We start from the raw sequence: 25,293 nt of genomic DNA on the forward strand, positions 1-25,293 counted from the left end.
GGCTATAGCTTGATTGCGACATTATGTGTCGCACCTTTCGAAGATGCTGATTAGTGATGGTGCTGCCACATGAGAAAAATGTTTGAAAATAGTTCTTGATACAATAATTTATAAGCACGTTGCCGACACAAGAGTGTCAGCTGAAAAAGCAAGTTTTAACTATAATGAGGAATAAGAATGAGCAATCGTCATGCCAGTCGCGCCATACTGGTGCTTGAGTCTCCATGGGCGTTATCGAACATCGCGAAAAACCTCGTACTTCTAGTGCGAGGGTGGATAGCGAGGGGCGCGAGAGCGTCCCTGGTCCGGCCTCGATTGTTGCTCAATATACTGCTTGACCATGCTCAGGGGGGCGCCTCCGACACTTCCCGCAAAGTAGCTTGGACTCCATAGCGCATTTTTCAGGTACGCAGGCTTCACCAGTTCGGGGTGCAGCCGCTTCAATCTCCTGCTTGATACGCCTTTCAAGCTGTTCACCAGTTTGGATAACGCCACTTTTGGCGGGTAGTTAACCAACAGGTGAACGTGATCTGTCTCACCATTGAACTCAACTAGCTCGCTTTCAAAATCCGCGCAGACCCGTCGAAATAGCGTTTCAAGGGAGTCGAGGTGCTCAGTGTTGAAGATTCTGCCCCGGTATTTGGTCACAAAGACCAAGTGAGCATGAATCATAAAAACACAGTGTCTACCGGTGCGTAAGTCTTGTTTGGTCTCCATAGGCCAACTATACTACAGCCATGAAGCAGACCAAGACCCTCAAGGTTCGAGTGAAGGACAAACACGCCGCCGAGCTTAACCGCATGGCCCGCAGCGTGAATTTTGTTTGGAACTACCTCAACGAACTGTCTTCCCGAGCCATTCGGGAGAAAGGTCTGTTTCTGTCTGCCTACGACATGCACCCCTATACCAAGGGTGCTGGCAAGGACCTCGGCCTGCACAGCCAAACGCTGCAATGCATCGCTGCTGAATACGTTGCCCGCCGCAAGCAGTTCAAAAAGCCCCGCTTGAATTGGCGCAAGTCCGGCGGTGTACGCCGCTCACTTGGCTGGATTCCGGTCAATACCGGCGCGGCCAAGTGGAAGAACGGGCAGGTATTTCACAACGGCACCTACTTCAAGGTGTGGGATAGCTACGGCCTGTCGACATACAAGTTCCGTGCCGGCAGTTTCAACGAAGATAGCCGGGGCCGGTGGTATTTCAATGTTGCGGTCGAGGTGGACGTGCAGCCGACGCTTGGGCAGGGCGCCGTTGGCATCGACCTTGGGCTCAAGGATGTGGCCACCTGTAGCGATGGAGGAAGGCTGGAAAACAGCCGCTTCTACCGCCGCATGGAAGACCAGTTGGCGACAGCCCAACGTGCCCGCAACAAGCGGCGGGTAAAAGCTATTCACGCCAAGATCAAGAACCGTCGCCAGGACGCGCAGCACAAGTTTTCCCGGAAACTCGTCAACCAGTACGGCGAAATCGTCGTGGGCGATGTTTCCTCAACCAGGCTCGCGAAGACCAGGATGGCCAAAAGCGTCTACGACGCTGGCTGGTCACAACTGAAAACGATGCTGGAATATAAATGCGCTCACGCAGGCATCGTCTTCAAGGTCGTTCGCGAAACCAACACCACCCGCGCCTGTTCGTCGTGCGGCTCGCTTAGCGGGCCGCAGGGCGTCAACGGGTTGCGAGTAAGGGTCTGGGAGTGCGTGGAGTGTGGTGTACTCCACGACCGGGACGTGAATGCGGCCCGGAATATCCTCAGCCTCGGGGCAGGACGTTGCCCTCAAGAAGTTGGAATCCCCGTCCTTTAGGGCGGGGAGGACGTCAATATCATTGTCAATATCATACCACTCCCACTCACCTACAATGCCGAGCTGGTCAGTGAACATGTAGTGAGCCCCGAGGCCATACATCAGGTCGGTACCATCGTCGTTAATACCGGCAGCAGCACCGCTCCCTTTAATATCCCACATGATCACGCCAAGTTTGCCGAACACGCCGAACTGCTCGTTGAGCGGCAAAATGCCTTTCGCAGCAATCGTCCAGCCGTCCGCTTCGGCGCTAACTGCCGAACCGTCTACAGACCCACTGACCTCACCAAAATCTACCCAGGCAGCCTCGAAGACGATGTTCGAATTCAACTCCCAGCCGCCGAAGATTTTCCAGCTGGTATCTGTGTCGTCGCAATTGGTGACACCGCCACAGGCATCGATGGTTGACTGACCGATGCTCGTCCCACCATAGAAGCCACTCTCTGCGAGGGCATCGCCTGTCATACCCAGCGTCAATAAAAGTGCGCCCATAATTTTCTTTTTGTTCATGGCCTGCCCCTGCCCTATGTAGTAACCCCAAAAGAAGCATAGAACTGCATGTCAACTTGTACAACGCTGGAATAGCGTATCGGGCAGGGCGACTCTTTCAGGTTGCTAACGATGTTTTGGTGACGCCATTAACTATGGGTTGGTTTGTCCCTGCAGCACTGCTGATGAATTAAGTGTTCTGTATATTTAGCTGCGTTATGGGTGGTCATTTCGCACCACCCTGATAAAGTCCATTGATTAGTAGCATAATGCTGAAAGCTGAATCTTTCTTAGCAAGTGCTAAATGCAGATGACATGGAGCCGTTTGTGCGAGTCAGCGACCAAATCTCAACAAATTTTAGTTTCCTAGCCGAGCATGACGCGCTTTTTGTGCAGTTGGCATCCGCTGCTGAGGGGGCTTTCTCCAGCGACCCTAACACTACCCTTATCAAACTCCGCCAGCTAGGCGAAGCGCTTGCTCAACATCTGGCTGCGCTCTCCGGTATCGAATGTGACGAACAAACCAGCCAGTCGGAGCTTCTTTACCGCCTGAACCGGGAATTGCGGCTGGAACCGCAGATCAAAGAACTGTTTCATATCCTGCGGATTGAAGGCAACAAAGCCACTCACCAGTTCCGTACCCAACACAAGGAGGCCATGGATGGCCTGAAAGTGGCGCGGGCCCTGGCCATCTGGTTTCACCGCTCCTTCGGTAAAGCCTGTGCCAGCTTCAAGCCCGGCCCTTTCATACCCCCCGCCGACCCCAGCGCCCAGTTGCGCCAGCTTCAGAGCGACATCGAAAAACTGCGGCACGATCTGCAACACGCCAATATGGCGCTGGACAGCAGCCAGCAGCTCAGCCAGCTGATCGAACAAGAGAAGGCAGAATACGAAGCCCTGGCCATGGCCATGGATGAGGAATCCCGCTCCCTGGCGGAACAGGCGCGCCAGCACGAACAGGCCCTGAGCCAGCAGCAACAGGCCTACGAGCAGAAGATCAAAGCCCTGCAACAGCAGCTCACGGAGCAGGGCGAACAATCCGTTAACCAGCAGCGCCAGCAGGTGGCCAAGCAAACCAAGGCCGCCACGGATACCCTGGTACTGAACGAAGAACTCACCCGCATTCTCATCGACCAGCAATTGCAGGAAGCCGGTTGGGAAGCGGACAGCCAGGACATCACCTTCCAGAAAGGTGCCCGCCCGGAGAAAGGCACCTATCGCGCCATCGCCGAATGGCCCACCAACCATAACGGCGAGAAGGGCCGGGCGGATTACGTGCTCTTTGTAGGCCTTACACCCATCGCCGTGGTGGAAGCCAAGAAAGAGAACACCAACGTGGCCGGTAAAATTCGCCAGGCCGAGCGCTACAGCAAGGGCTTCAAAGTGGAAGCTCCGTTAGTCGGCGCCTGGGAGTTGATGGGCCGCACCATCGCTTGGCCCGCTGACGAGAGCGGCCACTACCACGTACCTTTTGTGTATTCCTGCAACGGTCGCCCCTATGTACCGCAGCTGGCGGAACAATCTGGCACCTGGTTTCGGGATGTGCGCGAGCCCAGCAACCTGCGCCGGGCACTGCCGCAGTTCCACACCCCGGGCGGCCTGCTGGATTTGCTGGAACGGGACAAGGAAAGCGCTGAGAAACGGTTAAAGGAAGAACCATTCGGCTACCTGAAACTGCGGGAATACCAACAGAACGCCATCATCGCCACCGAAAACGCCCTGGCACGTGGCGTGCGCACCGCGCTGCTGGCCATGGCCACCGGCACCGGTAAAACCCGTACCATCATCGGGTTGATGTACCGTTTCCTGAAAGCCGAACGCTTTCACCGAATCCTGTTCCTGGTGGACCGCACCGCACTGGGCCAGCAGGCCATTGATGCCTTCAACGAAGCACCGCTGGAACAGAACCACACCCTCAGCAAGATCTACAACGTTGCCGAGCTGGGCGACATGGCCGCCGAAGCGGAAACCCGCATTCAGGTGGCCACCGTGCAGGCCATGGTGAAACGCATCTTCATGAGCGACAACCCGCCGCCTATCGACCAGTTCGACTGCATCATCATCGACGAAGCCCACCGGGGCTACACCCTGGACCAGGAAATGACAGAGGGCGAACTGGCCCTGCGGGACACCAGCCAGTACCTGTCTAGCTACCGCCGGGTGCTGGATTACTTCGATGCGGTGAAAATCGGCCTCACCGCCACCCCGGCCAAGCACACCAGCGAGATCTTCGGCAAACCGGTGTACACCTACTCCTACCGGGAAGCCGTGGCAGACGACTGGCTGATCGACCACGAACCGCCCATCCGCTACGAAACCCTGCTCACCAAAAACGGCATCACCTTTGAGAAAGGCGATTCCGTCACCGTGCTAAATACCCAGACCAAAGAAGTGGACACCACCGAGCTGGAAGACGAGCTCACCTTCGAGGTCGACGCCTTCAACCGCCGGGTGATCAACGAGAACTTCAACCAGGTAATCTGCGAACAGCTGGTACAGGAGCTGGACCCGTTCGGCGACGAGAAAACCATGATTTTCTGTGCCACCGACCTGCACGCGGACATGGTCAAACGCCTGCTGGACGATGCCTTCAAGGATCTCTACAACGGCCGCTACAACGAAGCCGCCGTGGCCAAGATCACCGGCCAGAGCGACAAGGTGGACCAGCTTATCCGCCGCTACAAGAACGAACGCTACCCCAACATCGCCATCACCGTGGACCTGCTCACCACCGGCATCGACGTACCGCGCATCTGCAACCTGGTGTTCATGCGCCGCGTGCGCTCACGCATCCTGTATGAACAGATGATCGGCCGCGCCACCCGCCGCTGCGACGAGATCGGCAAAACCGTGTTCCGCATCTACGACCCGGTGGACATCTACGCTGCCCTGCAGGATGTGAACACCATGAAGCCCCTGGTGAAAGACCCCAACATCACCCTGGAACAACTGGTGGACGAGCTCACCGACGACGAGCAACTGGAAAAGGCCCTCAACAGCCCCGGCGAGTTACCGGACGAAAGCCAGGCCGATGTGGTACTCAGCCAGCTCAGCCAGAAACTTATGCGAGTGCTGCGCAAGGCCGACAACAAAGCCGAGAACCGCCCCGAACTGAAACAGAAACTGGACGAACTGCACCAGAGCTGGGGTGTGGAACCCAAATCCCTGCACACCCACCTGCACCAGCTCGGCCCCCGCCAGGCCTCCGAGTTCATCAAGCAGCACAGCGGCCTGCTGGGCCAGTTAGCAGAGGTGAAATCCTTGGTTGGCAGCGACTACATGCCGTTGATCTCCGACCACGACGACGAAATCCAGGAGCGCACCCAAACCTACGGCGTGCACAGCAAACCCGAAGACTACCTGGACAGCTTCAACGAATTCATCAAACAGCAACTCAACCAGTCTGCCGCCCTGGCCGTGGTGGTCAACAAACCCCGTGACCTCACCCGCGAACAGCTACGGGAAGTAAAACTGCTGCTGGACAACCACGGCTACTCCGAAGCCCGTCTGCAAAGCGCCGTGCGCAACCAGACCAACAAAGATATCGCCGCCAGCATCATCGGCTACATCCGCCGCGCCGCCCTGGGCGAGCCGCTGATTCCCTTCGAACAGCGGGTAGCGGAAGCCATGGACCGCATCTACACCCAACACAACTGGACCCCGAACCAGCGCAAATGGCTGGAACGCCTGGCCAAGCAACTAGTGCACGAAGTCATCATCGACCGGGAGTTTGTGAACCACCGGTTTGCCGATGATGGCGGGGCGAAACAGATGGACAAGGTGCTGGGAGCGCAGCTGGATACCGTGCTGGAGGAATTGAATGAGGCGATGTGGCCGGAGCGGAGTGCTTGAGAATGCCATGTTTATGGAATCGACATAGGTTTAACCTGTGTCGATTTTTCAGTATTTTTTCGACACAGATCATTGCTATGTTTACCGCATAAACATAGACTGCGCAAAACACACACCTTTGTCGAAATTTTCAAGGAATTTAAACATGGCCTGGCGACCGGATCAGCCTTACAACCAGTTACCGCCGCTTCCGCCTGCCAAAGAAGTGACCGAGACTCTGGGCATCCTCAAAGCCTGCATTCCCGCCCGGGCCGCTCTGGCTGAGCTTAAACAGGCAGGTGAACTGATTCCGAATCAATCACTGCTGATAAACCTTCTGCCACTGCTGGAAGCCAAAGACAGTTCCGAGATCGAGAACATCGTCACCACCACCGACAAACTGTTTCAGTTTTCGCAGGAAGATCAGGGGGCCGATCCGGCTACCAAAGAAGCGCTCCGATATCGCACAGCCCTTTATGAGGGCTTCGTCCATCTTCAGCGCAAACCACTGTGCGCGAGCACCGCTATAGAGGTGTGCAGCACGCTGAAAGGCGTGGATATGGATGTACGTAAGGTGCCCGGGACCATCATTGGCAATCAGGCAACCGGTGAAACCATCTACACCCCACCGGTTGGTGAAGCGGTTATTCGCAACCTGCTCACCAACTGGGAAAACTATCTGCATGCAGACGACGACACGGACCCACTGATCAAAATGGCCATCAGCCATTACCAGTTCGAAGCCATTCATCCGTTCCACGACGGCAATGGACGAACCGGCCGTATCGTCAATGTGCTTTACCTGATCGAACAGCGGCTACTCACCCTGCCCATACTCTACCTGAGCCGCTACATAGTTCAGCACAAAAACGATTACTACCGCCTACTGACCCAGGTTACCCGCACCGGTGAGTGGCAGGAGTGGATTATCTTTATGCTTAACGGCGTGGAGCAGGTATCGTCCTGGACCTGCGCCAAGATCGCCGCCATGAGAAAGCTCATTACTGAAACTGAAGACCATGTCAGACAAGCGCTGCCCAAGATCTACAGCCACGAACTGGTCCAGACCATTTTTGAGCAGCCCTATTGCCGCATCAGCAACCTGGTAGAAAAAGACATAGCCAAACGGCAGACAGCATCCAGTTACCTGAAACAGCTGGTCGAGATTGGCGTACTGCAGGAGAAAACAGCAGGCAACGAAAAGCTGTTCCTTAATCCGCGCCTGCTACGCCTGATGACCAGCGATAGCAACGAGCTTCAGCCTTACCACTGAATTCAGCAACCTTGAGAACACACATGACCAACAACGACATCGTCCAGAAACTCTGGAACCTCTGCGACGTTCTGCGGGACGACGGCATCAACTACTCCGACTACGTCACCGAACTGGTGCTGCTGCTGTTCATCAAAATGGTGCACGAGAATACCGAAGCCGGCACCCTGAAAAAACACCCGCTGCCGGAAGGCTGCCGCTGGACCGACCTGAACGGCAAATCCGGCATCAACCTGCTGAACGACTACAAACGCATCCTGCTCAGCCTGTCCACCGGCAAGGACGGCGACGGCAATCTGGTACACGACGACCCGCTGATCAGCGCCATCTACGCCGATGCCCAGACCCGCCTGCGGGAGCCGCGCCATCTGGAACAGATGATCAAAACCCTGGACCAGATTGACTGGTTCAGCGCCCAGAAAGACGGCCTGGGCGACCTGTACGAAGGCCTTCTGGAAAAGAACGCCAACGAAACCAAGTCCGGTGCCGGCCAGTACTTCACGCCCCGCGCCCTGATCAACACCATGGTGCGCTGCCTGAAGCCGCAACCGGGTGAGCGCATCCAGGACCCGGCCGCGGGCACCGCAGGCTTTCTGATTGCCGCCCACGAATACATCAAAAGCCAGACCGATGACCTGTACGAGCTGAAGGCCGAAGCGAAAACCTTTCAGACCACCAAGGCCTACGTGGGCATCGAACTGGTGCCCGGCACCCGCCGCCTGGCGCTGATGAACTGCCTGCTGCACGGTATGGAAGGGGACGCCGAAGGCGTAGTGCACCTGGGCAACGCCCTGGGCCAGACCGGCGCCGGACTGGAAAAGGCCGACGTGATTCTCGCCAACCCGCCCTTTGGCACCAGCAAGGGCGGCGACGCCAGCATCACCCGGGACGACCTGACCTACAAAACCAGCAACAAACAGCTCGCCTTCCTGCAGCACATTTACCGCAACCTCAAACCCGGTGGCCGCGCCGCCGTGGTGCTGCCGGACAACGTGCTGTTCGAAGCCGGCGTGGGCACCGACGTGCGCCGGGACCTGATGAACAAGTGCAACCTGCACACCATCCTGCGCCTGCCCACCGGTATCTTCTACGCCCAGGGCGTGAAAACCAACGTGCTATTTTTCACAAAAGGAAAGGTCACCAAGGGCAGCGCCAAGGACAAATACCAGGAAGAGAACTGCACGGAACACGTCTGGGTCTACGACCTGCGTACCAACATGCCCAGCTTCGGCAAACGCACCCCCTTTGGCGACCCGCACCTGAAGCCGTTTGAAGCTGTTTATGGCGAAAGCCCTAACGGCGACAGCGAGCGCAAGGAAGGAGAATACAGCTTCCATTCCGAAGACATCGAACTGCCCGAACACAGCGACGAAAACGAAGGCATCGACCCGCGCCTGGCACATAGCCGCTGGCGCAGTTTCAGCCGCCAATGGATTGCCGAGCACAAGGGCGATTCGCTGGATATTTCCTGGCTGAAGGACAGCGACAGCGTGGATGCCGCCAACCTGCCGGAGCCGAGTGTATTGGCGGGTGAGGCCATGGGGGAGCTGGTGCAGGCATTGGGCGAGCTGGATGCGTTGATGCGGGAGTTGGGGGCTGAGGAGGAGGCTGATGGGGCTCGGGTGCTTTTGAATGAAGTTTTGGAGGGCGTTAAGTAATGGAGTTTTCAGACAGGCCTTCCGCTTGGTTACCGGTAAAGTTGATCGATATTGCGACACTGAATATGGGTCAATCTCCTTCGAGCTCGGACGTAAACAACTCTGGGGACGGAATTGCTTTTTTCCAAGGGAAAGCTGAGTTCGGAAAACTTAATCCCACTGCGCGAAAATTCTGCACTGCGCCAAAAAAAATTGCTGAATCCGGCGATATCTTGTTATCAGTTCGAGCGCCAGTTGGGCCTACCAATGTTGCAAACCGGACAACAGCTATTGGACGCGGGCTCGCAGCGATCAGAGCGGAAAATAAAGCAGTCGATCCAAGATTCCTGCTCCATTATTTTCGCTGTATTGAGCCCTGGATGAGTCAGCAGGGAACGGGAACCACATTTAAGGCAGTCTCGGGGGGCTTTTTGAAGGAGCTGAATGCGGTTCTTCCGCCTCTCGCCGAACAAAAAGTCATCGCCGACAAACTCGACACCCTGCTGGCCCAGGTGGAAAACACCAAAGCCCGCCTCGAACGCATCCCGCAAATCCTCAAACGCTTCCGCCAGTCCGTGCTGGCTGCGGCGGTGAGTGGGCGGTTGACGGAGGAACTCAAACCTTGGGAGTCAAAAAAGCTAGACGAGTGCTTTGAGTGTATTGATGGGGACAGAGGCCCCAACTACCCTAAAAAACATGAGTACCTGGACTCCGGATACTGTCTATTTCTGTCGACGAAAAACGTTCGTCCGTTCGGTTTCGGTTTCACAGATCAGGTCTTCATCTCAAAGGAAAAGGACGAAATACTGCGCAAAGGGCGCCTAACCCGGGGAGACTTAGTCATTACGACAAGGGGAACCTTAGGTCACGTGGCGTCCTTTGATGAAAGCGTTCCATTCGAGATAGTGCGAATAAATTCGGGGATGCTGATTCTCAGAAAGAAACAGCCCGATTATTCCAATGACTACTTCAAGATCCTTATCGCATCTCCACTTTTCCGGAAGTTTATTAATGATCAGAGCACGGGATCGGCACAGCCTCAATTACCCGCGAAAATTCTGAAAGGATTCATACTGCCAATCCCCTCGCCAGAGGAACAAACCGAAATCGTCCGCCGAGTAGACCAACTCTTCGCCCACGCCGACCGCATCGAGCAACAGGTCAACAACGCCCTGGCCCGCGTCAACAGCCTCACCCAGTCCATCCTGGCCAAGGCGTTCCGTGGCGAACTTACCGAGCAGTGGCGCAAGGACAACCCGGAGCTGATCAGCGGGGAAAACAGTGCGCAGGCGTTGATGGAGCGGATCAAGGCGGAGCGGGCGGCGATGAAGCCAGCGAAGAAAACCCGTCAAAAGAGAACCACCGCATGAGCAGTAGACCCGCCTAGGGTTTGTAAGACAGACGAAGTAAGGCATAAAAAAAGCCGCCACGCGTTAGCGTCGGCGGCAGGCTAATGCTTCTACTCTCTAGCGCTATTGTGCCTGCAACATAGGTGTCTCTGGCCGCCAGAAAACGTTTTGCCCAATCCGGCTAAAGCCCCACTGGCTTTTGCTACGAAACGCACGTTGTTGGTTATCTGTCATGGCGCTTTGCCCATCTGCATCACGAATGTAGCGAGCCAGTGTCATGGCGGCTGGCTGGCCATAACGCGCGCCCGGGGAAGCGCATGTCCAGATATGGCGTAAGGTCATCGCAATATCAGGCTCATGTTGGTCTAAATAGGCAAGGCCATAGGCACACGCTTCTAGCGTAAACGCATCGTGGCTACAGAGCTTCCACGCCGCGTTAGGCTTGCCTTTCGAGTCGTATGTATACGTCTTACCAATATCGTGCAACAGCCCCGCTACAAAGCACGTTTCCTGCATCAGGCGCGGCATAGCTGGCTCATTTAAGTGCAACATGGAAACAGCATTATTCGCGACGTTCAGCGAATGCTCTAGCAACCCACCTGCATAGGCGTGGTGGTAGGTCACGCTGGCGGGTGCATTCAGAAACGTCTCGATACGGTCCTTACGTTCCAATACCCTGGGCACGGTGTGGGCACAATTTGGGCACAGAGCTTTTTGGAAGGGCAGGCAACAAAAAAGGCAGATCAGTAAGTAACTGATCTGCCTTTCAAAATATTGGTAGCGGGGACCGGATTTGAACCGATGACCTTCGGGTTATGAGCCCGACGAGCTACCAGACTGCTCCACCCCGCATCAACGTGTGGCGTATTCTACGCATTTTTATCGCCAAGTCAACCCCTTCGATAAAACGCTTTTATGCTGGCGGTCATGATCATCGTGCTGCAACATGGCCAGAGTATAGCTATGCTTTCAGTAGGCATAATAAAAAGCATGCGGTCAGCGTGCCGCTGATGAGTTCAAGCGGCTCGCTGTCAGTGAAAAAAGCGTGAAGGCGCTTATTCAAAGTGGCTTGCGACGCCATAACAGTGCTTACAGTCCAAGCCATTTGTCATATCTGGGAGGTAGTCAATGGCCAATCAAGCCCCCGTCGCCTGGGTAACTGGTGGAACTGGTGGAATCGGAACGGCAATCTGCCGCGCGTTGGCAGATGCGGGTTATTTGGTAGTGGCGGGGTATCACAACCCTGACAAGGCCAAGACGTGGCTGGAAGCGCAGCAGGCCGATGGTTATGACAACATTGCACTGTCCGGTGTGGACTTGTCCGACCACAATGCCTGTGTCGAAGGTGCCCGCGAGATCCACGAAAAGCATGGCCCCATCAGTGTGCTGGTCAACTGTGCCGGTATCACACGCGATGGCACCATGAAAAAAATGTCCTATGAGCAGTGGTATCAAGTCATTGATACCAACCTCAATACGGTGTTCAACACGTGCCGCAGCGTGATCGAGATGATGCTGGAGAATGGCTACGGCCGGATTATCAATATCTCCTCCATCAATGGACGTAAAGGACAGTTTGGCCAGGTGAACTATGCGGCGGCCAAGGCCGGTATGCATGGTTTGACCATGTCGCTGGCGCAGGAAACCGCCACCAAGGGGATTACGGTCAATACCGTATCGCCGGGCTATATCGCCACCGATATGATCATGAAGATTCCCGAGCCGGTGCGCGAGGCGATCCGTGAAACCATCCCGGTGAAGCGCTACGGCACGCCGGAAGAGATTGGTCGCCTGGTGGCGTTCCTGGCGGACAAGGAGTCAGGGTTCATTACCGGCGCCAATATCGACATCAACGGCGGTCAATTCATGGGCTAAGCCCTGCTGTCAGGCACGACGCTTCACAAGAGCGTTGTGAAAAACGGGAGGCCATGCGCCGCCCGTTTGCGTGAGTGCCGTCTGCTTTGGAGGGATTCAGGGCTGGGGTGGTCTGGCCAGTCGCTGCAGCAGTCGCTCGATTTCAGGCGCTTCTTGCTGCCACAGTTCGCTGGGTAACGGCCCCAGTGCGAGCAGCTCGGCCAGGACGTCATTCAGCTCATCGACGGGGCTACGCGTTTGATGAATACCGCTGTTGAGCCGCTCGACCTGAATGGCCAGGCGAAGCGGCTCGTCACGTTGATTGACGGTTCCCAGCGCCAGCAATGAAAGATGCACCCTCAGGCGGGCCAGTGGCTCTTCCAGAGCGTTATCCTGCGCGGGCGTTCCGGCGGCAAGCAGCGCTTGTCGGGCCTGGTTGCGCTGCTGATGAGCGTTTGCAAAGTGTTCGGGCAGCGGTGGGGTCTGTATTTGGGATACGTCGACGCTGGGCGTGGGCTCGCCTTGTAAGGCCTGCTGGTCGGCCTGCAAATGCGCGTGGATAAGGGGCGTCAGCGCTTGCCAGCGGGCTACGGCCTCGGTCATGGCCAAACGGTTGAGTCGCTCGCGCTTGGCACGCACGATGCCGCCCAAACGGCGCTGCATGCCGTCACTGCGCCGGTGCCTGGGCAGGGGCTCCCACTGCTCGACACGAGAGAGATACTGTTCCAGCGTACGGGTGTCACTGGCATGGGTGGGCTGCCAGCTGTCCATTTCATCAATGATCTCCTGCAGCTGGTCCAGGGAGTGCTGTTGCCGCGAGGCTTGTGCCTGCTTGCGAGCCTCTCGCTGGGCAAACAGCTGGTCGCAGGCGCTGCGGAACGCCTTCCAAAGGGCCTGCTCTTCCCCCTTTGGTGCGCGGCCTAGCGTTCGCCACTGCTGCTGCAGCTGTTTGGTACGCGCAATGCGCGCGTCCAGCGGCTGTGCGTCCTCGCTTTGAAGGGCATTGACCTGCTCGATCAGGTCACGCTTTTGATGGGCAATCTGCTCCGCACGCTGATCGATCAGAGCCTGCAGCCGATGGCGAATCGCGCCAAATCGTCGGCCAATCGCTTCGCTATGCTCGCGTGGTACGGGGGAGTAATGTCGCCACTGAAGACGTGCCTTGTCACGAATTTCACGCAGCACGTCCGGGTCGGCATCTTCGGCAGGCTGGGCCAGCAGGGTTTCGAGCTGTTCGCAGAGCGCTTCACGGCCACGCAGGTTGGCATCGCGTTCGGCGTCGAGCTGTGCGCGCCAGGGGGCGAGGCGCTCGTGAATCCGGTCGGAGGCGTGGCGAAAGCGTGCGGATTGCTCGCGATTGGCGGCGGCATCTCCCAGTGCTTTCCACTCCTTGACCAGTTGGCGGTGATGGCGATCCAGTGCCGCTTCGGCCATGTGCTGGTCGCCGGCCAGCGTCTCGATACTGGCACATAGCTGTTCACGTTTGGGACCTGCCACGAAGCCGCGCCAGTCACGTAGTTCGGCCAACCGGGCGCCTAGCTGCTTGAGTCGCCGCTTGAGGGGTTGGGCCTCGTCGCCTGACAGCGCTTCTATCAGCGGTTTGAGGCGCTGGTGCTGGCGGCTGGCGCTTTTGAACGAACCGCGCTCCAGCAGATGCTCGAAGCTATCCAGGTCGGCGGCCAGGGCCTCGAGCGAAGGCCCCGAGGGAGGTGTGGCGCTGGTTTGGGGCGTATGTGCCAGCTGTGTTTGCGCCTGTGCCAGCAGTGCGGGAGACGTCAAGGTGGCTGGCCAATCGCACTGGGTCATCAGTGCGCTGAGCGCCGCCGTGTCGTGCTGGACCACCGCTTGCTCCAGCGCGCTGCGTACCGCCAGCCAGCGCTGCCAGGCCTCCAGGCAGTGTTCGTACTGCTGCAGCACCTGATAATAGCGCTGCTGGGCAGTCTCATGGGGGGCGTGCTGATCGGAGAGCGCCTGCCAACGCTGGTCCAGCAGCTGTCGCTGGGCGCGCAGGCTATCGATATCCTGAGCCGTCAGGTCAGTGCCGTGAGTCAGGCCTTCCAGCGTTTCTTCGAGTCCGCTCAACAGCTGATCGCGGGTGTTCTCGACTTCGGCCCGGCGAGCCAGGCTTTGTTGGCGTGCCTGCTCTTGTGCCTCATGATCCTGCAGTGTTTTGCGGCAACCCAGTACGGCCTGCTGGAAACGCTGTTCCTGTTCAGCGGTGGCCGGGTGATCCAACTGCCGCCATTCCCGCTCGAGATGGCGAAAGCGCCCGCCATAGAGTGGTTCCCAGGGGGCGTGGGCATGCTTTTCCATTTGTGCTAGAAGGTGCTCGCGTTGAGCCTGCTGCTCGGCCAGCCACTCGGCATCGTCACGTCGCTGGGTGAGCCTTTCCCTGGCCAGCCGGACCACTTGCCGGTCACGCCGGGCTTCTTTCAGGAGGCGCTTGAGGTTGTCTTCGTCGGTGATACGCTCGGCCGCCTGCTGACGTACGGCCGCCACGCTGTTATGGCAGGCGTGCTCCACCAGCATCTGCTCATCGGTCATCCGTTTCAGGGCGGCCAGGCGCAGGCTCAGGTTGTCGCCCTGGGCGGCTAGCGCGTTCAATAAGCGTGGGTCAGTCAGTTGCGCCACGACACTCTGTCGCGTGGCCAGGTCGGTGCGGCCCTCGGCTCCGGTGAGCCGCTGGCAAAGCGCGTTGAACCACGCCTCGTTATCGGCCTGTTCGGGATAGCCTGCCATCAGGCCTTGCAGGTCATCCAGCGCCAGCAAGGCGGCCAGTGCTACCTCGGTGTTGTCGTCCTGGGCGAGCGTGACAAGCGCGGTGCGCTGCTCAGGATGCTGTGGGTCCAGCGTATGAAGTGCCTTGAGACGCACCTCGGGATCGGGGTGTTGCCACCGAGGAGCGAACAGGCGTCGTAACAGTCCGTGCATGGATCATCCTGCCAAGAGGTGCGTAATATGAAAAAAATCAGCCATCGATGAGTAGGCGGTTGCAGTCATCGTCACTGTCGCTTAGCTTTGCCCTATGGTTGTGAGTTTTCCAGTCAATCACAACCCAAGGCGTGAGATTGCGCTACCCTTATTTTATCTGAACAAGACATGGAGTTCGGCCATGAGCCTCAACGCCAACAGTGCCGACATAGCCTTCACCTTCAAGGGCGGCATGCTGCCGATGACCGTCATGGAGCTGACCAGTGCTGACCCGGAGCGCATCCGTCGGCAGTTGGCTGGCAAGTTGTCGCAATCCCCCGCGTTCTTTCAGCATACACCGGTTGTGTTGAGCGTGGAAAAACTCGATGAGCCGCACCTGGCACTGGAGCGTATCTGTGCCGTATGTCGCGATCACAAGCTGCTGCCCGTGGCCGTGCGCGGTGGGGCAGAGCCAATACGCCAGTCTGCCTGGGCGCTGGGGTTGGGCTGGTTTGCCCCGGTAGAAGAGGGGCGCGCAAGGGCGTTGGAAAGTGTCGCGCCGCTGGCTGAACCGACCCCAGCGGCCGATGAGGAAGCGCTCCCTCCTGCTCAGACGTCGGGGGTGACGCGTCTCTACCGTGGCACCGTGCGTTCTGGGCAGCAGGTAAGCTCCGCCGCAGGTGATCTGATCGTGATTGGTGCGGTGAATGCGGGCGCCGAAGTGCTGGCGGCAGGCAGTATCCATATTTACGGCGCCTTGCGAGGGCGTGCTCTGGCGGGCATCCACGGCAATACCGATGTGGGCATCTACTGTCGTGAGCTGGAAGCCGAGCTGTTGTCCGTGGCGGGCAACTACAAGCGCCTGGAAGATATCGATTCTCAGCTGCTGGGGCGGTCAGCTGAGGTGCATTTCATCGCGGAACAGCTGGATATCAAACCATTGGACTGAGTCGAGTGGCTGAACGGCCGGGCAGCGACTGATGTTTTCTACCTGGCGACGCCACCGTCGTGATCCGTTACAGTACCGCTTTTGACGACATTGATGTTCCCGTTAGGCGAATAGCGCTACGGCGCTCGCCATAAACGACTTCAAGAAGGAAGTGACTCTTGGCCAAGATTATTGTGGTGACCTCTGGTAAAGGGGGGGTCGGTAAAACTACCAGCGCCGCGGCAATTTCGACGGGGCTGGCGCTACGCGGCAAGAAAACCGTCGTGATCGATTTCGATGTGGGGCTGCGTAACCTGGATTTGATCATGGGGTGCGAGCGCCGGGTGGTCTACGATCTGGTCAACGTGATCCAGGGAGAGGCTGGTCTGAACCAGGCGCTGATTCGTGACAAGCGGGTAGAAAACCTGTTTATCCTCCCCGCCTCGCAAACCCGCGACAAGGATGCGCTGACCCAGGAAGGCGTGGAAAAGATCCTTGAGCAGTTGAAAGAGGATTTTGACTTCATCCTGTGTGACTCCCCGGCAGGTATCGAGCGCGGTGCCCAGTTGGCCATGTACTTTGCCGACGAGGCCATCGTGGTGACCAACCCCGAGGTGTCGTCGGTACGCGATTCGGATCGTATTCTGGGGCTGCTGGGTTCGAAAACCCAGCGCGCCGAGCAGGGCGGGGAGCCGGTCAAGGAGCACCTGCTGATCACCCGTTACAACCCGTCACGGGTAACCTCGGGCGACATGCTCACACTGGAAGACATTCGTGAGATTCTGGCCATCGACCTGCTGGGGTTGATTCCCGAATCCGAAGCGGTGCTGCGCGCTTCCAATCAGGGAGTGCCGGTGACCCACGATGCGGCCAGTGATGCTGGGCAAGCCTACACCGACACTGTGTCTCGGCTGCTGGGTGAAGAGGTGCCGCTGCGTTTTCATGAGCTTCAGCGTAAGGGATTGCTGAGCCGGATGTTTGGGGGTAGTCGTCGATGAAACTGCTGGAATTCTTGAAGCGTGAGCGCAAGAAATCCGCCTCGGTGGCCAAGGAACGATTGCAAATCATCGTGGCGCATCAGCGTAGCCAGCGTGGTCAGCCAGACTACATGCCGCTGCTTGAGCGCGAACTGCTGGAAGTCATCCGCCGCTATGTGCACGTGGATGACGATGCCATTCAAATCTCGCTGGACAGTGAAGACAACTGTTCGGTGCTGGAGCTGAACGTGACGTTGCCCAAGAGCTAGGGGCTGGGCGATGTAGCGGCGATAGGCGTCGTGGGTGTGCTAGTCTTGAGCTTTTGTTCCCACCCGACCCACATGGGCGTTGCCTGTGGGTAGGGGGTTTCGCTCAAGGGAGTATGCACTCATGGCGCCATCCCATGCCGCCCCGGCCAGTTTTCTATGGCACGACTACGAGACCTTCGGTGCTGACCCACGCCGTGATCGGCCTGCCCAGTTTGCGGCACTGCGCACCGACGCCGAACTCAACGAAATCGGCGACCCCATCGAGCTCTACTGCAAGCCCGCCGATGACTACCTGCCGCATCCGGCAGCCTGTCTGATTACCGGCATCACGCCTCAGAAAGCCCGTCGCAAAGGGCTGCCGGAAGCCCAGTTTGCCCAGCAGGTACAGCGCGCCATGAGCGAGCCGGGCACTTGTGTCGCGGGTTACAACAGCCTGCGCTTCGACGATGAAGTCTCCCGCCACCTGTTTTACCGCAACCTGCTCGACCCCTATGCCCGTGAGTGGCAGAACGGCAATTCTCGCTGGGACCTGATCGACGTCGTACGGGCTTTTTACGCGCTGCGCCCGGAGGGTATCGAGTGGCCGCTTCGTGACGATGGCGCACCCAGCTTCAAACTGGAGCATCTGACGGCGGCCAACGGCATTGCCCATGAAGGGGCCCACGATGCGGTGGCCGATGTGCGTGCCACCATTGCCCTGGCAAGGTTGCTCAAGACGCGCAATCCCAAGCTGTTCGACTACTTGCTGGGCCTGCGCGGCAAACGGGCGGTGGCCCAGCAGCTGGATCTGCCGAATGCCAAGCCGCTGCTGCATATTTCGCGCCGCTACCCGGCCAGTCGTGGCTGTAGCGCCCTGGTCATGCCCTTGGCCGAGCATCCCACCAACCCCAACGGGGTGATCGTCTATGACCTGAGCGTGGCACCGGACGACCTGCTCTCATTGAGCGCCGAGCAGATTCGTGAGCGGGTGTTCGTCAGCCAGCAGGATCTCTCTGAAGGCGAGGCGCGTATTCCCCTCAAGGTGATTCACATCAACCGCTGCCCGGTGGTCTTTCCAGCCACGGTGCTCAAGGATATCGAGGGTGAGCACAAGGGAGAGTACGGGGCGATTGCCGCCCGACTGGGTGTGGATATCGAGGCTTGCCGAGGCCACTGGAAAACCCTGCGCGCTGCCGCCGGGGTGGCCCAGAAGGTCAGAGAGGTGTTTGATGCCAAGCATGAAGCATCGCCCCAGGACCCTGACCTGATGCTGTACGCCGGCAGCTTTTTCTCGGCGGCAGACCGCCAGCAGATGGAAAGCGTGCTAGCCATGGAGCCATGGGATCTGGTGGGCCAGCGCTTTGCCTTTCAGGATCCGCGTCTGGAAGAGATGCTGTTCCGCTTCCGCGCCCGTAGCTATCCGGAAACGCTGGAAGGCGATGAGCGTGAGCAGTGGGAAGCTTTTCGCTGGATGCGCATGAACGATCCGGCGTTATCCGGGTTTACCTTGAAAGCGTTTGCCCGAGAAATCGAACGTTACAATCAGCAGTCGCTGAGTGACCATGAGCGGCAGATACTGGAAGAGCTGGTGATGTACGTGGAGGCCATGATGCCCGCCCAGGCGTTCGACGCCTGAGCGGGGTGGAAGGCTAGCGCTCGTTGAAGGAGGTGCGTGCGTTGCGGTAGGCGGTGATGTCGCTGGGCGCGTCACCTGGGTCGAAGCGGATGTCCAGACGATGGCCGAGCAGCTCGGGCCACAGTGTCTGCAGCGCTTCCGGGGTAACGTCCAGTGCCAGCTCGGCCAGCCGCTCGCGGCGGTCAAAACGAATCTCTTCCAGTGCCGTGGCCTGCCAGTAGCGGTTGGCCATGCCCTGCAGGCTGGTGTCCCGCTGGCGCAGCCGGTCGTGCACGGCCTGACGGTGCGCGGCTAGCTCCTCATCGCTCAGCGCCTCGAGGCGCGCTTGTGCCTGGTGCAAGAAGTCATCCATGCGCTCGGCGATCGTGGCGCTATCCACATCGGGCGACTGCACGATCAGCGCAACCCCCGGTGCTTCCAGTAGCGGTGAGTAGCCCGCATTGACGATATAGCCCAGCTGCTCTTCGGTACGCAGCTGCTGGTAGAACGGCGTATCCAGCCACTGCGCCAGAACGCTGAGTCGTGCCTGCTCTTCGAGGCTCTGATCGCGCCCTTGCAGGTAGCGGAGTACCAGCGACTCTTCACGAGTGCTGTGAGGCTGTAGCGTGGTGGGGTCATCGGCCACCCGCAGCGGCAGCAGGGCAGGAATGTCGTCACGGCTCAGGCGCGGCGTCAGGGCACCGCGGATCAGATTGGCCTGCTCCCGTGCCTGGTCAGCGGTCAGGTTGCCCACGGCCATGGCGTCGATGTACAGATTGCCCAGGAAGCGGCGCCGGAAGTTGTCCAGGTGCTGTTTCTCCAGGCGCTGGCTTGCTTCCAGCAGCTCGGCGCTGGACCACTGCGGGGTCAGCAGGGCTTCGCCCAGCGCGCGGCTGGCCTGCCCGGTGAGCGATCCCTGCGGTGCATTACGCCACTCGCGTTGCAGCTGATAACGCACGCGCTCGAAGGCGCTTGCCGAAATGTCGGCCTGTTTGAGTTGCGCAATGGCCTGCTCGATCAGCGGCGTTTGCCCATCCCGCCAACCCGAAAACGACAGCGTGATGCCGCGTGCATGGGGGTAGGCGCTGAAGGCTTGCCCTGCCAGCCAGGCGGGGTAGAGCGATTCGTTGAGGCTGTCGTTCAGCCAGCTGGCCAGCAGGCGTGTCAGCACCGCTTCTTCGGCTGAGTAGCTGGCGCTGGGGTGCTGCAGGCTGACCCGCCATTCGACGCTGGGCGTGTTGAATCGACTATCCTGCATGTGCCAGGCGGCAAAGGTCTCTGTGTCGATGAGCGAGGAGGGGCGCTCGTCCTGGCCGGGCTGCAGCGTCAGGTCTTCGGCAATGAAGGGGTTGGGTTCTGCCAGCGCCAGGCCCTCCAGGGCCCGGCCCGGCTGTGCAGGCTTCTGCTCGCGCCACTGGGTATTGAACCAGGGCGAGACCTGTTCGCTTTCGATATCCGGGGCGGAGTAGAAACGCAGCATGTTCTGAGGTGTCAGCGCATCCAGATACTCCTGCTGACGCTCGCTATCCATGCCATCCATGCGATACGGCGCGTACTGCACGTCTTCCACGGGGTAGCGCGAAAGGCTCATGGCCAGGCGCGTGGCTTCCTGTTGGGGTGCGCCGTGCTGCTGGAAGCGGAAGGCCTGCTCGCTCAACCGCTGCTGTTCCTCATAGCGCCATTCGGCCAGGCCCTCTTCACGAATTTGCTCAATGGCGGCGAAGAGGGTGGCTTCGATGTCGTCCAGCCGCTCGGCCCCGGCGGGGGTCAGGCTGATGGAGACGGTGAACAGGGCGTGGTTGCCGTCACCGCGGCCCACGCCGGCGGATAGCCCGTCGGCCAGTCCTGCCTGGCGGAGCACGGCCAGTAAGCTGCCGTCGCTCTCGTCACCCAGCAGATGAGACATGAGCTGGGTGGGCTTGGTGCGGTACTCGTCCGTGGGGTCTGGAATCGGAAAGTAAAAGCGCAGCTGACGGCGGTCCTGCAGTGACTGACGCTCGATATAGCGGGGGAGCGTGTCCGAATCCACCAGCGGTGCATCGATCACCGGCACGCTGAGACCGTGATCCGGGATCTCGGCAAAGCGCTCGACCACCAGGCTTTCCAGCTCGTCCAGCGGCTGAGGAGCGACTACGGCCAGGTTCATTACATTGGCATCGTAGTAGCGATGATAGAAGTCGATCACCCGCTCACGCAGCGTCGCCTCGCCCTCTGGCGGGTTGGCCAGGGTGTCACGGCTGCCCACGGCAAAGCCGGTGGTGGCGTTCGCCGGGTTGAGCAACTGGTTCAGGACGTCGTTCTCGCGCCGCGACTCATCACGTATGCGCGCCATGTACTCGGAGTGGACGATATTGCGTTCGCTCTCCAGCTGGTCGGCATTGAACAGCGGTGAGAGGAAAAATTCGCTGAAACGATCCAGGGCGCCGGGCAGTGCCGAGGGCGCGACATCGAAGAAGTAGTTGGTGTCCTGCTGGGCAGTGAAGGCGTTATGGGAGCCTGCATTATCGGAAATGAAACGCTGGTAGGCATCCGACTGGGGGTAGGGTTCGGTGCCCAGAAACAGCATGTGCTCCAGGAAGTGCGCCAGCCCCTGCAGGTCTTCCGGGTCTTGTGCACTGCCGACCCGCACGTTCATGGAGGCCGCCGCCTTGTCGGCATTGGGGTCGCTGACCAGCAGCGCCTGCAGGCCATTTTCCAGCGTCAGTACCCGGTAGTCACGCTCGTCGAAGGGGCTGACGGTGGGGGTTACCACGTCGGCAATGGGGCTCTCTTCGGCCCAGGCACCGGGCAGAGCCCCCCAAAGTAGCCCTGTAGACAGGCCAAGGGCGATGTGCCGCGCAGCAAGGCGCGGCGGGTAAGCAGGGATGAGTCGCAGCATTACAGCTCCTGTGGCACGGTCCAGCGCAGCATGGGCCCAACGGGATGCGCGCAGGAGGGTGACTGAAAGGCAGGGTTGTTCACATGCCTTGATACCGGAAAAGCGCCCAACAGTTCCAGAGGGGCCGGCATCAATAGCGGTGTCAGTTGGTCGGGGTCGGTGTTCGGGTCCAGCCATGTCGTGACGTCTTCAGGGGCGATCACCACCGGCAGGCGGTCGGTCAGCGGTGACAGGCAGGCATTGGCCGGCACGCTGATCAAGGCCGTCGAGTCGGTAAAGGTCGTCAAGGTGGTGTGGTAGCGGCACCAGAGGGCACCCAGCAGCAGGGGGGTGCGCTGCACGTGGGTCACCAGATAAGGCTGCTTGTTGCGTGCCTGGGGCTTCCAGACATAAAAGCCGCTCACCGGGATCACGCAGCGCCGGGCGTTGAACGCCTCCTGAAACATGGCGCGTTTGCTCAAGGTTTCGGCCCTGGCGCAGTGGGGGGCGTGGTCGAGCACTTTCAGCCAAGGGGGGGTAAGGCCCCAGAACAGCGGTGACAGCGTCATGCGGCCCTGCGCCATGCGAATGGCAGAGACAGGCTGGCGCGGGGCCATGTTCGGCGACTCGATCAGCGGCGCCGCCGAGGTGAGCGCTGGCAATAGACGAGCGAGCGGTAAGCGCTGTACGTGTAGGCGTCCCGTCATGCGGTCTCCTCGAGTGCAACGCGGTCGCTTGACTGCCACGGGGCAAGGTCAAAACGGGGTAAGCGGTGTGAATACGTTAAATGTCGTGTTTTAGTGTCGAAAACAGTGTTCGATGTAAGGTATCCTATCGTAGTCCTTGCTCTCGCTAAAGCGCGATGAGGCAATCTTTCCTGTTTGCCGTTGACCCTAAGAGATCGCCATGGCCCGTCCCAGACAGCATGCGCCCGACGCCCTCCATACGCAGGTCATGCACGCTTGTGATGAGTGGTTGGCTCAGCAGCCAGTTCATGGCCTATCACTGCGTGCCCTGGCCCGAGAAGTGGGCTGTGCGCCCAGTACCCTGCTCAAGTTATATGGCAGCTTCAATAACCTGTTGCAGCATGTCAACGTTGAGACCCTGGCCCGGTTGCAGCAGACCATTACCGGCTTGGCGGCCGATGACCCTGAACCCTGGTTGCGTGCTCTGGCGCATGCCTATTGGCGCTTTGCCGAGCAGGATTGTTACCGCTGGCAGCTGTTGTTCGACTATCCGCTGGCCCAGGAGGGTGAGCTGGATCAGCGCCAAAGCGCTCTCATCGAGGCGCTGTTTACTCAGGTGGAAACCTCACTGAAACAGTACCAGCCTGCGCTGGACGACCTCGAAGCGCGCCGTCTGGGGCGTACGCTGTGGGGGAGTGTGCATGGCCTGGTGCAACTGGGATTGAACGAGCGATTGGGCTACTGGCAGGGGCAGCAGTTGAAGGTCGATGAGCTGTTGGAGCAGTTGATGAGCACGGTATTGGCCGGATTGCGGCACCGGGAGGCGGTGACGTGACAGCAGGGGTGAAGGCGCTGCGCCGCCTGCTACGTCGTTTGATCTATCTTGCCATGCGTGGCTGCTATCGGTTGACGGTGCATGGGCAAGGGCACGTGCCGAAACAGGGCGCGGCGCTGGTAGTGTGCAACCATGTCAGTTTCATGGACGCTCTGGTACTGGGAGGCGCCAGCCCCCGACCGCTGCGGTTCGTGATGGACCAGCCCATCTTCGAGTCCCGCTGGCTCAAGTGGTGGTTTCAACTGGTAGGTGCCATTCCCATCGAGTCGGAGCGCCATAGCCCCGGCGCGCTGCGGCGCACGCTGGACGAAGTCAGCAAGGCGCTGCGCGATGGCGACGTGGTCATGGTGTTTCCGGAAGGGCGCTTGACCCCCGATGGCGAGATTCACACCTTTCGCCGTGGGCTGGAGACCATTCTGGCCCGTGACAACGTGCCGGTGATCCCTGCCGGGCTGGCCGGGCTATGGGGTTCCTGGACGTCACATTACGGCGGCAAAGCCTTGAAGAAGTGGCCGTCGCGGTTCAGAGCGCCGGTCAGCCTGCACTTTGGCCCGCCCATTACCGTACAAGAGGTGGAGGGCGTTGCCCTGCGGCGCTACCTGGAGACCCGGGTAAGGGCGCTCAAGGCCGCGGCCGATAGCGACATCGCGCACCGTTAGCCGCGTCAACGACGCGGCAGGCGGTGCTTCTGCCAACAGCGGGCGGAAGTGATCAGGTTGTCGCGAATCTCGAGAATTTCCATCCGCGTATTGCCTATCTGCAGGCAGGCCGGGCCGTCCGGGAAAGATTCCAGGTGTTCGAGAATCAGCCCGTTGAGGGTTTTCGGGCCGTCGGTGGGCAGTTGCCAGCCCAGCATCTTGTTGATCTCGCGGATATTGGCCGTGCCTTCGATGACGTGGCTGCCGTCGTCCTGCTGATGAATCTCTTCGTCTTCGGACACGTCGGTGGTGAACTCGCCGACGATCTCTTCCAGAATGTCTTCCAGGGTCACCAGTCCTTCCACATCGCCATACTCGTCGACGACGATGCCGATGCGCCGTTTCTGTTTCTGGAAATTCAGCAGTTGGGTATGCAGCGGTGTCGACTCGGGAATGAAATAGGGCTCGCGTGCTTCCTGAACGATGGCGGCCTTGGTGACTGCATCGCGGGATAAAAAGCGCGCTGCGTTACGCAGATGCAGCATGCCGATGATGTTGTTGATATCACCTTTGTAGACTGGCAAGCGAGTATGCTGGCTGGTGCGGATCTGGGTCAGGATCTCTTCCAGGGAGTCATCCAGATCGATGCCCAGCACTTCATGCCGCGGCACCATGATGTCGTTCACCGTGACGTTTTCGAGATCCAGAATCGACAGCAGCATGGCCCGGTGGCGGTAAGGAATCAGGGTGCCTGCTTCATGCACCACGGTACGCAGCTCGTCGCGGGTCAGGCTGTCACCGCCGTTGTCGACGCTTTTCACGCCAACGAGCCTCAGCAGTCCATTGGAGACCATATTGACCAGCCATACCAGCGGGTAGAGCAGCTTGAGCAGCGGCTCCAGTGCTACCGACGTGGGGTAGGCGATGCGCTCGGGCTTGATGGCTGCGTAGGTCTTGGGCGTGACCTCGGCAAAGACCAGGATGGTGATGGTCAGTAACGCCGTCGCGACGGCTGGCCCTGTGACATCGCCAAAAAAGTGAATGGCGATGATGGTCGCAATGGATGCGGCCAGGTTGTTGACGAAGTTGTTGCCAATCAGGATGACGCCAATCAGACGGTCGGGACGTGTCAGCAGGCGCATGACCCGTTTGGCACGGCGGTCGCCGCTGTTTGCCTGGTGGCTGAGTCGGTAGCGGTTGATCGACATCATGCCCGTTTCAGAGCTGGAGAAGAAGGCAGACAGTAAAATCAGCAAGGCTAGCAGGCCGAACAGTAACCCCAGGGGGAAGTCGTCGCTCAAGTCGAATGTTCCTTTATGGCGTGTCAGGCTCGATTTGTAGAGTCATGCAGGTAGCGTGTCAAGGCG

Annotated in this window: 19 protein-coding genes, 1 tRNA gene and 1 pseudogene; 13 read left to right on the forward strand and 8 right to left on the reverse strand. The window is 59.1% G+C overall.

Annotated elements, in window-relative coordinates; translation table 11 throughout:
• Window positions 1–261 precede the first annotated feature (261 nt).
• Window positions 262–717: an IS200/IS605 family transposase gene (tnpA, locus tag HSS18214_RS0114375; RefSeq protein WP_016915975.1), complete on the reverse strand. Its 456-nt coding sequence runs from the start codon at window positions 715–717 to the stop codon at window positions 262–264.
• Window positions 718–737: 20 nt separating this feature from the next.
• On the opposite strand from tnpA, the gene HSS18214_RS19615 reads away from it, so the two are divergent.
• Complete coding sequence (locus HSS18214_RS19615) at window positions 738–1,799, forward strand: RNA-guided endonuclease InsQ/TnpB family protein (protein ID WP_016914375.1); 1,062 nt, start codon at window positions 738–740, stop codon at window positions 1,797–1,799.
• Window positions 1,800–1,871: 72 nt separating this feature from the next.
• Here HSS18214_RS19615 and HSS18214_RS19790 read toward each other — a convergent pair.
• Window positions 1,872–2,309, reverse strand: a pseudogene (locus HSS18214_RS19790) (outer membrane beta-barrel protein); the annotation flags it as partial.
• 294 nt (window positions 2,310–2,603) lie between these two features.
• Between HSS18214_RS19790 and hsdR the strand changes: the two are divergent.
• The 4 genes from hsdR to HSS18214_RS19215 all read left to right on the forward strand — a co-directional run bounded on the left by hsdR (window position 2,604) and on the right by HSS18214_RS19215 (window position 10,399).
• Window positions 2,604–6,140: a type I restriction-modification system endonuclease gene (gene hsdR, locus HSS18214_RS0114390; RefSeq protein WP_016915978.1), complete on the forward strand. Its 3,537-nt coding sequence runs from the start codon at window positions 2,604–2,606 to the stop codon at window positions 6,138–6,140.
• 145 nt (window positions 6,141–6,285) lie between these two features.
• Window positions 6,286–7,392, forward strand: a complete 1,107-nt coding sequence (gene fic / locus HSS18214_RS0114395; RefSeq protein ID WP_016915979.1) for a protein adenylyltransferase Fic — start codon at window positions 6,286–6,288, stop codon at window positions 7,390–7,392.
• Between the two features lie 23 nt (window positions 7,393–7,415).
• Complete coding sequence (locus HSS18214_RS0114400) at window positions 7,416–9,050, forward strand: class I SAM-dependent DNA methyltransferase (RefSeq protein ID WP_016915980.1); 1,635 nt, start codon at window positions 7,416–7,418, stop codon at window positions 9,048–9,050.
• Window positions 9,050–10,399 carry a restriction endonuclease subunit S gene (locus HSS18214_RS19215; RefSeq protein ID WP_026001957.1) on the forward strand — a complete coding sequence of 450 codons (1,350 nt, stop codon included), beginning with the start codon at window positions 9,050–9,052 and terminating at the stop codon, window positions 10,397–10,399. Before HSS18214_RS0114400 ends, HSS18214_RS19215 begins: the two co-directional genes overlap by 1 nt.
• A gap of 102 nt (window positions 10,400–10,501) precedes the next feature.
• On the opposite strand, the gene HSS18214_RS18315 is transcribed toward HSS18214_RS19215, so the two are convergent.
• Both HSS18214_RS18315 and HSS18214_RS0114415 read right to left on the reverse strand, forming a co-directional pair.
• Complete coding sequence (locus HSS18214_RS18315; RefSeq protein ID WP_237718633.1) at window positions 10,502–11,050, reverse strand: HD domain-containing protein; 549 nt, start codon at window positions 11,048–11,050, stop codon at window positions 10,502–10,504.
• Between the two features lie 103 nt (window positions 11,051–11,153).
• A tRNA-Met gene (locus tag HSS18214_RS0114415) sits at window positions 11,154–11,230 on the reverse strand.
• Here HSS18214_RS0114415 and HSS18214_RS19135 point away from each other — a divergent pair.
• Together HSS18214_RS19135 and phbB are read left to right on the forward strand one after the other, a co-directional pair.
• On the forward strand, window positions 11,194–11,427 hold the full coding sequence (locus tag HSS18214_RS19135; protein ID WP_156808528.1) for a hypothetical protein: 234 nt from the start codon (window positions 11,194–11,196) through the stop codon (window positions 11,425–11,427). The genes HSS18214_RS0114415 and HSS18214_RS19135 overlap by 37 nt on opposite strands.
• 79 nt (window positions 11,428–11,506) lie before the next feature.
• Window positions 11,507–12,253, forward strand: a complete 747-nt coding sequence (gene phbB, locus HSS18214_RS0114420; protein WP_026001958.1) for an acetoacetyl-CoA reductase — start codon at window positions 11,507–11,509, stop codon at window positions 12,251–12,253.
• Between the two features lie 96 nt (window positions 12,254–12,349).
• On the opposite strand, the gene HSS18214_RS0114425 is transcribed toward phbB, so the two are convergent.
• Window positions 12,350–15,163 carry a DUF349 domain-containing protein gene (locus HSS18214_RS0114425; protein WP_016915984.1) on the reverse strand — a complete coding sequence of 938 codons (2,814 nt, stop codon included), beginning with the start codon at window positions 15,161–15,163 and terminating at the stop codon, window positions 12,350–12,352.
• 181 nt (window positions 15,164–15,344) lie between these two features.
• Between HSS18214_RS0114425 and minC the strand changes: the two genes are divergently transcribed.
• The 4 genes from minC to sbcB all read left to right on the forward strand — a co-directional run bounded on the left by minC (window position 15,345) and on the right by sbcB (window position 18,931).
• Window positions 15,345–16,091: a septum site-determining protein MinC gene (gene minC / locus HSS18214_RS0114430; protein WP_016915985.1), complete on the forward strand. Its 747-nt coding sequence runs from the start codon at window positions 15,345–15,347 to the stop codon at window positions 16,089–16,091.
• A 158-nt stretch (window positions 16,092–16,249) separates the two neighbouring features.
• Window positions 16,250–17,068 (forward strand): septum site-determining protein MinD, encoded by an 819-nt coding sequence (gene minD / locus HSS18214_RS0114435; RefSeq protein ID WP_016915986.1) that lies wholly within the window; start codon window positions 16,250–16,252, stop codon window positions 17,066–17,068.
• Window positions 17,065–17,316: a cell division topological specificity factor MinE gene (gene minE / locus HSS18214_RS0114440; RefSeq protein ID WP_016915987.1), complete on the forward strand. Its 252-nt coding sequence runs from the start codon at window positions 17,065–17,067 to the stop codon at window positions 17,314–17,316. The genes minD and minE overlap by 4 nt, the downstream gene beginning before the upstream one ends.
• A gap of 121 nt (window positions 17,317–17,437) precedes the next feature.
• Window positions 17,438–18,931, forward strand: coding sequence for an exodeoxyribonuclease I (gene sbcB / locus HSS18214_RS0114445; RefSeq protein ID WP_016915988.1), 1,494 nt, complete (start codon window positions 17,438–17,440; stop codon window positions 18,929–18,931).
• Window positions 18,932–18,944: 13 nt separating this feature from the next.
• Here the strand turns inward: sbcB and HSS18214_RS0114450 are convergent, their stop codons facing one another.
• Window positions 18,945–21,788 carry an insulinase family protein gene (locus HSS18214_RS0114450; RefSeq protein ID WP_016915989.1) on the reverse strand — a complete coding sequence of 948 codons (2,844 nt, stop codon included), beginning with the start codon at window positions 21,786–21,788 and terminating at the stop codon, window positions 18,945–18,947.
• Entirely contained in the window at window positions 21,788–22,474 is a 687-nt protein-coding gene (locus tag HSS18214_RS0114455; protein WP_016915990.1) for an SOS response-associated peptidase, read from the reverse strand. Before HSS18214_RS0114455 ends, HSS18214_RS0114450 begins: the two co-directional genes overlap by 1 nt.
• Before the next feature lie 199 nt (window positions 22,475–22,673).
• Between HSS18214_RS0114455 and HSS18214_RS0114460 the strand changes: the two genes are divergently transcribed.
• Both HSS18214_RS0114460 and HSS18214_RS0114465 read left to right on the forward strand, forming a co-directional pair.
• Window positions 22,674–23,288 carry a TetR/AcrR family transcriptional regulator gene (locus HSS18214_RS0114460; protein ID WP_016915991.1) on the forward strand — a complete coding sequence of 205 codons (615 nt, stop codon included), beginning with the start codon at window positions 22,674–22,676 and terminating at the stop codon, window positions 23,286–23,288.
• Window positions 23,289–23,341: 53 nt separating this feature from the next.
• Window positions 23,342–23,947, forward strand: a complete 606-nt coding sequence (locus HSS18214_RS0114465) for a 1-acyl-sn-glycerol-3-phosphate acyltransferase (protein ID WP_156808530.1) — start codon at window positions 23,342–23,344, stop codon at window positions 23,945–23,947.
• 5 nt (window positions 23,948–23,952) lie between these two features.
• Here the strand turns inward: HSS18214_RS0114465 and HSS18214_RS0114470 are convergent, their stop codons facing one another.
• Window positions 23,953–25,227 carry an HlyC/CorC family transporter gene (locus HSS18214_RS0114470; RefSeq protein WP_016915993.1) on the reverse strand — a complete coding sequence of 425 codons (1,275 nt, stop codon included), beginning with the start codon at window positions 25,225–25,227 and terminating at the stop codon, window positions 23,953–23,955.
• Between the last annotated feature and the right edge of the window lie 66 nt (window positions 25,228–25,293).

It is taken from the genome of Vreelandella stevensii S18214 (genome assembly GCF_000275725.1).
In the GTDB taxonomy this organism is placed as follows: domain Bacteria; phylum Pseudomonadota; class Gammaproteobacteria; order Pseudomonadales; family Halomonadaceae; genus Vreelandella; species Vreelandella stevensii.